This window comes from Streptomyces sp. NPDC050263, from assembly GCF_040655955.1.
Taxonomy (GTDB): domain Bacteria; phylum Actinomycetota; class Actinomycetes; order Streptomycetales; family Streptomycetaceae; genus Streptomyces.
This window is the reverse complement of record NZ_JBFAKW010000065.1, coordinates 42,071-53,309: the sequence shown is the minus strand read 5'-3', so window position 1 is coordinate 53,309 and position 11,239 is coordinate 42,071. Positions and strand designations below refer to the sequence as shown.

General features: G+C 70.6%; 11 protein-coding genes. 8 read left to right on the top strand and 3 right to left on the bottom strand.

The genetic code is table 11. The annotated features are described in order from the left end of the window. Positions 1-370: 370 nt before the first annotated feature. Positions 371-1,297: a LysR family transcriptional regulator gene (locus AB0J04_RS26600; RefSeq protein ID WP_363171062.1), complete on the bottom strand. Its 927-nt coding sequence runs from the start codon at positions 1,295-1,297 to the stop codon at positions 371-373. A gap of 154 nt (positions 1,298-1,451) precedes the next feature. Between AB0J04_RS26600 and AB0J04_RS26595 the strand changes: the two genes are divergently transcribed. From AB0J04_RS26595 to AB0J04_RS26580, 4 genes are all read left to right on the top strand, one after another. Next, positions 1,452-2,624 (top strand): acyl-CoA dehydrogenase family protein, encoded by a 1,173-nt coding sequence (locus AB0J04_RS26595; RefSeq protein ID WP_363171061.1) that lies wholly within the window; start codon positions 1,452-1,454, stop codon positions 2,622-2,624. Between the two features lie 119 nt (positions 2,625-2,743). Beyond that, complete coding sequence (locus AB0J04_RS26590) at positions 2,744-3,241, top strand: flavin reductase family protein (protein ID WP_363171060.1); 498 nt, start codon at positions 2,744-2,746, stop codon at positions 3,239-3,241. 623 nt (positions 3,242-3,864) lie between these two features. After that, positions 3,865-4,524, top strand: coding sequence for an RNA polymerase sigma factor (locus AB0J04_RS26585; protein ID WP_363171059.1), 660 nt, complete (start codon positions 3,865-3,867; stop codon positions 4,522-4,524). Continuing rightward, positions 4,524-5,690, top strand: coding sequence for a hypothetical protein (locus AB0J04_RS26580; protein ID WP_363171058.1), 1,167 nt, complete (start codon positions 4,524-4,526; stop codon positions 5,688-5,690). Before AB0J04_RS26585 ends, AB0J04_RS26580 begins: the two co-directional genes overlap by 1 nt. Before the next feature lie 217 nt (positions 5,691-5,907). On the opposite strand, the gene AB0J04_RS26575 is transcribed toward AB0J04_RS26580, so the two are convergent. Further along, complete coding sequence (locus AB0J04_RS26575) at positions 5,908-6,744, bottom strand: L,D-transpeptidase family protein (protein WP_363171057.1); 837 nt, start codon at positions 6,742-6,744, stop codon at positions 5,908-5,910. 125 nt (positions 6,745-6,869) lie between these two features. On the opposite strand from AB0J04_RS26575, the gene AB0J04_RS26570 reads away from it, so the two are divergent. From AB0J04_RS26570 to AB0J04_RS26560, 3 genes are all read left to right on the top strand, one after another. Beyond that, entirely contained in the window at positions 6,870-8,450 is a 1,581-nt protein-coding gene (locus AB0J04_RS26570) for a methylmalonyl-CoA mutase family protein (RefSeq protein ID WP_363171056.1), read from the top strand. A gap of 92 nt (positions 8,451-8,542) precedes the next feature. Beyond that, a complete protein-coding gene (locus AB0J04_RS26565; protein WP_363171055.1) occupies positions 8,543-8,761 on the top strand; it encodes a hypothetical protein in 219 nt (72 codons plus the stop codon). Then, positions 8,762-9,118: a Uma2 family endonuclease gene (locus AB0J04_RS26560; protein ID WP_363171054.1), complete on the top strand. Its 357-nt coding sequence runs from the start codon at positions 8,762-8,764 to the stop codon at positions 9,116-9,118. It abuts the gene before it with no gap. 3 nt (positions 9,119-9,121) lie between these two features. Here the strand turns inward: AB0J04_RS26560 and AB0J04_RS26555 are convergent, their stop codons facing one another. Further along, positions 9,122-10,474, bottom strand: coding sequence for an FAD-dependent monooxygenase (locus AB0J04_RS26555; protein ID WP_363171053.1), 1,353 nt, complete (start codon positions 10,472-10,474; stop codon positions 9,122-9,124). Positions 10,475-10,547: 73 nt separating this feature from the next. Between AB0J04_RS26555 and AB0J04_RS26550 the strand changes: the two genes are divergently transcribed. Further along, the gene (locus AB0J04_RS26550) at positions 10,548-11,198 is read left to right on the top strand and encodes a TetR/AcrR family transcriptional regulator C-terminal domain-containing protein (protein ID WP_363171052.1); all 651 of its coding nucleotides are present in this window, start codon (positions 10,548-10,550) and stop codon (positions 11,196-11,198) included. Positions 11,199-11,239 lie beyond the last annotated feature (41 nt).

Below are 11,239 nucleotides of genomic sequence, written 5' to 3'. Positions count from 1 at the left end.
AGTACGTCCAGTACGAGGACTTCCGGCCGGCACACCGAGAGCACGCACCGGACGCCGCTCCTTGACGGGCAAACGTTGCCTGCCGCGGCACTAGGTCCACGAAGGCTGCACCATCCCGTGGTCGAGGCGATCTCGGCCAACGGGAACCCGGCCACCACCGGAACCGTTCCTTTACAAGGCCCGCCCCTCACCTCACCTGTTGGTCTGGCCAGATGGTCTGGTCCCCAGCCCGGCTCTCGGGCCGCGATGCCGCCCGGACGCCTTCGCCTCTCGTGCCTGCCCCGGGGTCCGCACCAAGACTCGACCGGTCAGCGAGGCTCTCCTTGCGAACGCTGCGGAGCGGCAAGCGGCGATGAACGCCGGACGCAATTCAGTCCGTTGTCCGCGGCCTGCCCGGGGCGGCGAGGGTTTCCCTGGCGTACTGGAGGAACGCGCGGGCCCGGTGTGTGGGAGTGACGTTCGAAGCGTAGGCGATCACGAGCTCGACGTCGTCCAGCGGGTCGCTGAGCGGCACGGACGCCAGGGGGAGTCCTTCGATGCTCGTGTCGGTCGGCCAGGACTGGATCAACGTGGCGAAGCCGAGGCCGCGGGCCACCATGCTGCGGACCGCCTCGATGCTCGAGGTCCGGTACCGGATGTTCGGCCGTGCTCCGGCCAGGGAGAACCAGTGGTCGGCGTTCTGCCGGGCGGGCGGCTCCGCGTAGATGATCAGTGGCTCGTCCACCAGTTCGGCGAGCGAGACGGCCGTTCGTCCGGCCATCGGGTGGCCGGCGGACACGATGACGTACGGACGGCTGGAGCGGAGCGTCGTGCAGGACAGTCCGGCCTCGTCACCGAACGCGTACAACAGGGCCACGTCGCACGAGCCCTGGACCAGTGCTTCTCGCATTTCGTCCTGCTGGCCCTCGATCAGCTCCAGGTTGACCGCCGGGTGAAGCCGGGTGAATCCGTCCACCAGAAGCGGGATCAGGAAAGGCGTCAGGGCCGCATAGCAACCAACTGTCAGGCGGCCGGCCAGTTGACCTTCCTCGGCCTGGGCGCTGGCCGTGATCTCGTCGGCCTGAGCCAACATGGCTTGGGCGCGTCCGAGGATCCGGCTGCCGGCCTCCGTGAGAGTGGCACCCTTCGCCCGGCGTCGTACCAGCAACTGGACGCCGAGACGGCGTTCGAGGTCGGCGATCGCTGTGGAGATGCTCGCCTGGGAGGCATGGCACCGCACCGCTGCCGCGCTCATCGAGCCGGTGTCCGCCACAGCGACGAAGTATTCCAGTTGGCGGAGGGAAAAAGTGGCAGCCATTTCTCTCCTGCTGCTATGGGGACTCTCAATAAGCCTTATAGGAAATTTCTGGTTTTCCTGGCCGTGACGCGGGTGTCATCCTAAGCCGCAGCTCACCTGTGGAAAAGGCTCGGTATACGAGCAGGCCCCCGCACGTCCAGCTAGGAGACCCTTCATGACCACGCTTCTTGACACCACACCATCCGAGGACCGAGGAACCGGCGACAGCGTGCTCGACCGCGTCCGTGCTCTCCTTCCCGACATCGCGGCACGCTCCGCCGAGGGAGAGGACGCCCGGGCGGTTCCGGCGGAGCTCGTCGTCGCGCTGCGCGAGGCGGGAGTGTTCCGGATGGCCCTGCCCCGGGTGTGGGGCGGGGAGGAACTCGGGCTGTTGGAGGGGGCCCGGGTGGTGCGGGAGATCGCCCGAGCCGACGGATCGACCGGCTGGACCGTCCAGGCCGCTTCGATGGCGTGGTTCTTCGTACGGTCGCTGCCGCGGGAGACGCTGGAGAAAGAGGTGTTCGGTGGCGGCGCGGACCTGATGCTCCGAGGAGCGGTGGCTCCGAAGGGGCTGGCCAGGCAGGTGGAGGGAGGCTACCGGATCAGTGGCCGTTGGCCGCTGGCGAGCGGCCCGTTCACCCCGGACTGGATGCTCGGAGGTTTCCTGGTCGAAGGGGCGCCTCCACTGCCGGACGGCCGCCCGGACATACGCGTCGCGCTGTTCCGGCCGGAACAGGCCACGTTCCTCGACACCTGGGACGCGGTCGGCCTGCGTGCCACTCAGAGCACCGACTTCACGATGGACGACGTCTTCGTGCCCGAGCACCACACGGGTCCGATGTTCGGCGACAACAACATCCCCGCTCCCCTTTACGACTTGCCCTATTCACCCACCGGAGCCTCGCACGACGCCGTCGTCCTCGGCGCTCTCGACGGTGCACTCGACGATCTCGCCGAACTCGCCGTCACCAAGCGGCCGGCGTTCAACCCCAGGGCGCTGCTCGGGGAGGACCCGGTGTTCCAGGAGAAGTTCGCCGAGCTGCAGTTGCGGGCGGCGGCGCTGGCCGCCCTGTCGGAGCAGACCGGACGCATCGTCATGGACCGTGCTCTCGGGGGAGAGGCACCCACTCCTGCCGAGTGGTTCAGCTACAAAGGCACCACCCAGCACATCCATCACGAGGGCATCCGGATCCTCAACGAGATCATGACCCTCTCGGGCAGCGCGGGCCTCTACAGCACCAGTCCGCTGCAGCGCCGCTGGCGCGATGTCCGCTGCGTCTCCCAGCACGTGGTCGGCAACACAGGCGCGATGCGGCAACTCGGCGCGGTCCTGTCGGGACAGAACTGACACCTGGCACCCCCGAGGAAGCAATGCATACGCCACTGACCCCCCGTCCTGCAAACCCGCGCGATCCGCGCTGCAGTGCTGCCGCACCCCGTACGCCGACACCGGAAGGGTGGCCCCCGATGAGCCCTCTCAACGCGACACCGACCGACTCCGCCCTGCTGCGCCAGGCTTTCGGCTGCTTCCCGTCCGGGGTGACCGCCGTGTGCGCACTCGACTCCGGCACACCGGTGGGCATGGCCGCGAGCACCTTCACCCCCGTCTCCCTGTCACCTGCCCTGATATCGGTCTGCGTGCAGGACACCTCCACGACATGGCCCAAACTGCGCCGACGGGGCCGTGTGGGCGTGAGCGTGCTTGCCGAGGGACAGGACACGATCTGCCGGGCGCTGGCCAGCAAGGAGGGCGACCGGTTCGCGGGAGTCGACTGGGATGCCGACGACGACGGCGGCGTGTACATCCACGGTGCCAGTCTCTGGCTGAACTGCTCGCTGCACGCCGAACTCCCCGGAGGCGACCACACGATCGTCCTGCTCGAAATCCACGGTCTGAAGGCCGAACCCGATCGCGAACCCCTGGTGTTCCACCACAGCAGGTTCCGACGACTGGCCGTCTCATAGGCCGGTGCCGCTGCGCGGGCCTACGACGCCCGCCTGTAACCCGCTGCTCTGAGGGCCACCGCAGTCCGCAGGCGATGCCGGCCCTTTCGCCGGCGGCCGTGGCGATCACAGAACACCGTCGCCGCGCCATCTCCATGGACGCAACCGACGCCCCCCGGTCGGACTGGCGCGGCGCGACTTCGAGAAGTTCGCCAAGGAACTGCATGCATGCGTTGAGCGGCCGGCGGCCTCCACGGTCAATGACCGCGCATCGGGCTGGGGAGGATCACATGACGCGCCTGACCGGTTGGTCACACGGTTGGTCACATCGGCCGGTGGCGCTGCGCCTCGCCCCAGGCCGGAGCGAGAGACACCGCGGAGACGGCCGGGGCCGCCACCCCCCACAGGAGAGGCCCCGGCCGTCGCGCGGCACGGGCCGCGCGGCGGCCCGTATTTCCTACAGCGCCATGAGTGCGTTTTCTGTCACACCTCGCAGCGTCACGAGTCAGTTGCATGTTCTACGGACATGGACGAGCGGCGGTTTCAGGTCGTAACGTGCCTTTCGCGCCGGACGGCCAAGCGGCAGACCACCGCAACGACCTGCGGTCCAGAAACCGCGATCCATCGACCGAGGAAACCACGACGTGGGGGACGACGCGGAGCTGACAGCCGCGGTGCTCGCGGCACAGAACGGGGACGAGACCGCGTTCCGGACTGTGTACCGCACGGTGCACCCGCGGCTGCTCGGGTACGTGCGGACGCTCGTCGGCGATCTCGACGCCGAGGACGTGACGTCCGAGTCCTGGCTGCAGATAGCCCGTGATCTCGAGCGGTTCAGCGGGGACGCGGACCGCTTCCGGGGCTGGGCCGCCCGGATCGCCCGCAACCGAGCCCTGGACCACATACGCATGCGCGGACGGCGGCCCGCTACAGTCGCCGACGAGACGGAGCTGACCGGTCGGGCCGCCGAGTCCGACACCGCGGGCGAGGCCATCGAGGCGTTGGCCACGAACCGCACCCTCGGGCTCATCGCCCGGCTGCCGCAGGACCAGGCCGAGGCCGTCGTCCTGCGGGTGGTGATGGGACTGGACGCCAAGACGGCCGCCGAGACGCTCGGCAAACGGCCCGGCGCCGTCCGCACGGCCGCGCACCGCGGTCTGAAGAAGCTCGCCGAACTGCTCGGCGAGGATCCGGAGACGGCCGGGGCGCTCGACGCACTGCCGCCTCAGCGAGGATCGTGCTCGCGCGCGGTGACGTCCGCGGGTGTGACGCATGGGCGTCCCCGGACGCAGAAGGACATGTGATGGCCGACAAGCAGGACAGGTGGCTCGACCGCGAGACGGCGGAGCGTCTGCTGCGCGGTGAGTCACCGGACATCGCTGTCGCCCGCGAGGAGGCCGAACGGCTCGCCAGGACGCTGGGCGCGCTGTCCGCGCTGGCCGCCGAGCCGCTGCCCGCCGACGAGGAACTCCCGGGCGAGGCCGCGGCATTGGCCGCCTTCCGCAAGGCCCACGCGGACCGCACAGACCTGGCAGACCACACGGCCCACACGGCCCGCCCAGACCGCACGGCCGATGTCTCCGGCGCCGCTGCCTTCCCCGGCTCGGCCGACGTTGTCGACGTGTCCGGCGTGGCCGGTCTGCCCGGTACCGCTGCTCTCGACGGCGTCGTCGGCGACGCCGCAGGCGTCGGGCGGGACGTTGATGCCGGGCTGGTGGAGATCGGTGGTCGGGGTCGCGAGGGTGGGCGGCGTTCTCGGTGGGGGCGGCCTGCGCGGCTGGGGCTGGCCGCGGCGTTGGCCGTCGGGATGGCCGGCGGGGTGGCGGTCGTGGCCGGGTCCGGCTTACTCCCGATTCCGTTCGACGACGACGAACCGAGCCGCCCCGCGGCGTCCGTCTCCGCCCCCGTGGTCCCCGACCGCCCGCTCGTCTCACCCGCCCCGGAGCTCTCGGGCGGCGCGAAGCACTCCGCGACACCGGACGGCGGTGAGACCGGCGAGACCGGCGAGACCGGCCGGTCCGACGGCGACACCGCGGACGACGACGGCCCCGCCGTGGCCGCGCCGGACGCACGCGGCGGTTGGCCGCCCGACGCGACCTCGTCCTGCCGGGACCTCAACGCCGGCAAGTCCCTGGACTCCGACCGTCGCAAGAGCCTGGACTACCTGGCCGGCGGCGCGAAGCGCGTGCCGGCGTACTGCGCGGGCGTCCTCGGCAACTCCCCCGCGGGGAACGCCCGCGGCGACGCCCGCACCGGCAACGGCGGTTCCGGCCGGGACACCGGAAAGGGCCAGACCGACTCCGGCGGTCAGAACGGACTGACCCCGGGGAGCAACCTGGGCGACAAGTCCGGTCCCGGCAGCGGTGGCGACGACGCCGACGACGATGACGACGGGGGCCACGACGGCCGTGACGGCCGCGGTCAGCACGGCCGCAACGGCGGTGGGCACGGTGGCCGCGGCCACCGCTAGGGGGCTTCTGACCTGCGACTCCGTAGATCTTGGAAGTTTTTTCGCGATGGGTGTGACGTTTTTGGCGGCCGGGGCGCAGTAACAAGTGAGCCGACTGGTCATCGGCCCTTGCACCGAGCCGGGGTTCCCCCCGTACCTTCGGCTCGTGCGCTCGGCGCGGGCGGGACACGTTCCCCCGGTCCCGCTCGCGCCACAACTTCTCCCCGGGCGTCTGCGCCTACCAGGACACGACGACCTTGTCGCCGTTGCGCACCTGCGCGAAGAGCTCCGCGATCGCCGCCTCGTCCCGGACGTTGACACAGCCGTGCGAGGCCCCGGCGTAACCGCGGGCCGCGAAGTCGGACGAGTAGTGCACCGCCTGGCCGCCGCTGAAGAACATCGCGTACGGCATCGGCGAGTCGTACAGCGTGGACACATGGTCGCGGGACTTCCAGTAGACGTGGAACACACCCTCCCGGGTGGGCGTGTACTGCGAGCCGAAGCGGACCGACACCGTCGACACGGTCCGGCCGTCGATCATCCAGCGCAGGGTCCTGGTCGTCTTGTCGATGCACAGCACCCGCCCGGTCAGGCACCGCGGATCGGGCGCGGCGGCCGGCTGACCGCCCATCAGATACAGGTCCCACTCTCCCGGTTCGCGCGTCATCCGCAGCAGCCGCCGCCAGGTGACGGCGTCCGTCTTCCCGGTCTTCGGCAGCCCGCGCTTGCCCTGGAAGCCCTGCACGGCCCGCACGGTGCTGTCGTCGTACGTCCCCGTGGGGCCGGTGTGGAGCCAGGCGACCTGCCGCAGCCGGGCCTGGAGCTCGCGCACGTCGCGCCCGGTGTCGCCGCGGGACCACAGGACCGCGGGAGGCCTGGCGCCGGGGGTGGCTTCGCCCGGGCCGCTCGGCCGGGCGCCGGTGACCGGGGCGCCGGCCGAGGCTGTCGGCCGGGCGTCGGCGTGGACGGGCGGGTGGGCCTTTCCGTCCGCCCCCGGGGCCTGCACGCTACAGCCGCACACCGTCACGAGGGCCGCCGTGCCGGCCAGGACGGTGATCGATCTCCGCATCCGCATGCCAGGGATGTTCCCCCCCGGATGACGCTTCGCGAACGGCGCGGCATTGTTATGACCGGGGCTCAGCGTAATCATCATGATCATCCGATCTTCGGGGTGGTCGCTCGTCGGGAGGCATCAGACCAATGGCGCGTGAGTCGGAGTCCGGACTGCCCATCGAGCCCGTCTACGGGCCGCAGGACCTGGCGGGCTGGGACCCGGCCGAGCGGCTGGGCGAGCCGGGCGAGTACCCCTTCACCCGGGGCGTCTACCCGTCGATGTACACCGGCCGCCCCTGGACCATGCGCCAGTACGCGGGCTTCGGCACGGCGGTGGAGTCCAACGCCCGCTACCGGCAGCTGATCGCCCACGGCACGACGGGCCTTTCGGTCGCCTTCGACCTGCCCACCCAGATGGGCCACGACTCCGACGCCCCGATCGCACACGGCGAGGTCGGCAAGGTCGGGGTCGCCGTCGACTCGGTCGAGGACATGCGGGTGCTGTTCGACCGGATCCCGCTGGACAAGGTGTCGACGTCGATGACGATCAACGCCCCCGCGGCCCTGCTGCTCCTGATGTACCAGCTGGTCGGCGAGGAGCAGGGCGTCCCGGCCGACCGGCTCACGGGCACGATTCAGAACGACGTCCTGAAGGAGTACATCGCGCGCGGGACGTACATCTTCCCTCCCAAGCCCTCCCTCCGCCTGATCGCGGACATCTTCAAGTACTGCCGGGCCGAGATCCCGAAGTGGAACACGATCTCGATCTCCGGCTACCACATGGCGGAGGCGGGCGCGTCCCCGGCGCAGGAGATCGCCTTCACGCTGGCCGACGGCATCGAGTACGTCCGCACCGCCGTCGCGGCCGGCATGGACGTCGACGACTTCGCACCCCGGTTGTCCTTCTTCTTCGTGGCCCGGACGACGATCCTGGAGGAGGTCGCCAAGTTCCGCGCGGCGCGCAGGATCTGGGCGCGGGTCATGCGGGACGAGTTCGGCGCGCGGAACCCGAAGTCCCTGATGCTGCGCTTCCACACGCAGACGGCGGGCGTCCAGCTGACGGCCCAGCAGCCCGAGGTGAACCTGGTCCGGGTCGCGGTCCAGGGTCTGGCGGCGGTCCTGGGCGGCACGCAGTCCCTGCACACCAACTCCTTCGACGAGGCGATCGCGCTCCCGACGGACAAGAGCGCGCGCCTCGCCCTGCGGACGCAGCAGGTGCTGGCCTACGAGACCGACGTGACGGCGACGGTCGACCCCTTCGCCGGGTCGTACGTCGTGGAGAGGATGACCGACGACGTCGAGACGGCGGCCGTCGAGCTGATGCGGAAGGTCGAGGACCTCGGCGGCGCGGTGTCCGCCATCGAGCACGGCTTCCAGAAGAACGAGATCGAGCAGAGCGCGTACCGCATCGCCCAGGAGACCGACTCCGGCGACCGGGTCGTGGTCGGCGTCAACCGCTTCCAGTTGGCCGCGGAGGACCCCTACGAGCCCCTCCGCGTCGACCCGGCCATCGAGGCCCGGCAGGCGGAACGCCTGGCGAAGCTGCGGGCGGGGCGCGACCAAGCGGCGGTGGAAGCCGCGCTGGACGCCCTGCGGAAGGCGGCGGAGGGCGAGTCCAACGTCCTGTACCCGATGAAGGACGCGCTGCGGGCCCGGGCGACGGTGGGCGAGGTGTGCAACGCCCTCCGGGAGGTCTGGGGCGCGTACGTGCCGTCGGATGCGTTCTGAGCTGGGCGATTCCTCCGAATGGGCGATCGGGGGCGGACTCCGCGCGCGGCCGGTTACTCTCGTGGAGAGTGATCCCCGAAAAGGAGGATGCCGTGGCCGTACTGCAACACGAGCTGACGTTGAGCGAAGCCGCCGACCAGCTTTCCCGTGCACTGCCTGGGCACCGCGTGGAGATTCTCCAGGGGAGGCTCACTGCGACACCGCCGCCGGACGGCTCGCACGCCCTGTCGCTGACGAAGCTGGGTAGGGCTTTCGATCGGGCGGGGCTCGTTGAATCGGGCCACGAATACGTGCAGGGCATCGGTCTCTGATTGCCCACGTTGCCCGAGGACTTCGCGATCCCCGACTTCTCCGTCGTCGACGAGGACTTCCGCGACGCCCACGTCACGAAGAACCACTACGCCCCGAACGTCTTCCGTCTCGTCGTCGAAGTGACTTCCTCCAACTGGTCCGACGACCTTTATGTCAAGGTCGAGTGCTACGCCCAGGCCGGTATCCCCGCCTACCTCATCGCGGACCGTAAGCACGGCGAGGTGCTCCTCTACGCCGACCCGGCCGACGGGAAGTATCCCGACCCGCAGCGCTTCGAGCGAGGGCAGAGCGTGCCCATTCCGGAGTCTGTGGGTGTCCGCGTCGAACTCTCCGTAGACACCCTTCTCGACGGCTGACGCTCAGGCACCGGCCGCCGCCGCGTAGCGGTCCATGCCCTCCGTCGTGGCGCCCGCCCAGCCCACATAGCCGTCCGGGCGGACCAGGAACACGCCGGAGTCCAGGGTCAGCAGGGTCCAGTCCGGGCCCCTGAGCCGGTCGAAGATGCGGACGCCGTCGACCGTCAGGTCCGGGACCCGGTCGCCGGGGCGGAGGCCGTCCGGGGTCTCGCGGATCTCCACGCTGAGGGAGGAGCCGCGGTAGTTCAGGCCCAGTTGGCGGGTCGCCGCGCCCCGCCTCGCCTCGTCGCGGTGGATCGCCGTCGACAGGCCGAGCACGTCCGCGGCGATGGGACGCCGTTCCTCCTCGTAGGTGTCCAGCAGCGCCTCGGGGGCTCGTCCGCCCAGTACCGCGCCCAGCTTCCAGCCCAGGTTGTACGCGTCCTGGACGCTGGTGTTCAGGCCCTGGCCGCCGGCGGGGGAGTGGACGTGCGCCGCGTCCCCGGCCAGGAAGATCCGGCCCTCGCGGAAGCGGTCGGCCAGGGCGGCGCGCGGGCGGAAGTCGGACGCCCAGCCGACCTCGGTGACGTCCTCGGCGGCGAGGTGGGTGCGGTCGGCGACGAGCTTGCGGATGCCCTCGGGGGAGAGGTCCGGGTCCGTCCCCGCCGGGAAGCGTGCCACCAGCTGGAAGTCCTCCGTCCCGGCCAGCGGGCACAGGGCCAGGAAGTCCGAGTCCTCCCCGCTCGGCGGGAAGACGTGCCACCACGCCCGCTCCAGGCCCGAGACCCGGACGTCCGCCACCAGTGTCGGGTTCGGGTCGAGCACTTCGCCCGTCATCGCGATGCCCAGCGCCCGCCGCACCGCCGAGCGTCCCCCGTCGGCGGCGACGGCGTACCGGGCGCGGACCGGTCCGCCGGAGGCGAAGTACGCCGTCACGCCCGTCTCGTCCTGCTCGATCCGCGTCAGCTCGCGGCCGAAGGCCACCGACCCGCCGAGCTGCCCCAGGCGGGCCGACAGGATCTCCTGGTTGCGCCACTGCGGGACCATCCAGGGGCCGGTGAACCGGGAGCCCTCCTCGCCGTCCTGCGCCGGGTCGAACATCGGGTACTCGCCGGTCTGCCTGCCGTCCGTCCAGATCATGCCCACCGGGTACGGCCCTCCGGCGGCGAGGATCTCGTCGAGGACGCCGAGGTCGTCGTAGACCTCCATCGTGCGGGGCTGGAGGCCCTTGTCGCGCGAGCCCCGCGCGAGCCCGTCGCCCCGCTCCACCACCAGGGCGTGCACCCCGCGCCGGGCCAGGTCGATGCCGAGGACCAGGCCGGTGGGGCCCGCGCCGACGATCAGTACGTCCGTCTGTGTCTGCTGCGTCCGCTGCACGGCCAGTCTCTCCTTAACGTTGTTAAGTCCCGTTCTCCGTCAGCGTGGCCTTAACGGCGTTAAACTGTCAAGTGTGAGTACCGGACGACGAGCCCCCCTCGACCGCAAGCGGGTCGCGGACACCGCACTCAGGCTCCTGAACGAGGTGGGCCTCGACGGGCTGACCCTGCGGGCCATCGCCAAGGAGCTGGAGGTGAAGGCGCCCGCCCTGTACTGGCACTTCAAGGACAAACAGGCCCTGCTGGACGAGATGGCGACCGAGATGTACCGGCGGATGGTCGCCGACACCGCCCTCGATCCCGCCGACACCTGGCAGGCGCGGCTGCGCAAGTCCAACCACGGGCTGCGCGAGGCGCTGCGCGGCTACCGCGACGGCGCGAAGGTCTTCAGCGGCTCACGCTTCACCGGCATCGAGCACGCCGAACAGATGGAGGACAGCCTGCGCCTGTTCACGGCCGCCGGCTTCGCCCTCGCGGAGGCGGTCCGCGCCACCTCGACGACGTACCTCTACACGATCGGCTTCGTCACGGAGGAGCAGGGCGTCCAGCCGCTGCCCGACGAGCGGCGCGAGGGATACGACGTCGAGGAGCGCGCCCGGCTGATGAGCGAATTCCCCCTGGCGGCGAAGGCGGGCGCGGAGATCTTCGCCGACTACGACCTGCATTTCCGGGAAGGGCTGGAGTTGGTGATCGCGGGGATCGAGGCGCGATACGCGCGGGCATAGGTCGACCTGGCGGTTGTTCCGGCAGGCTTGCGCTGTAAGTC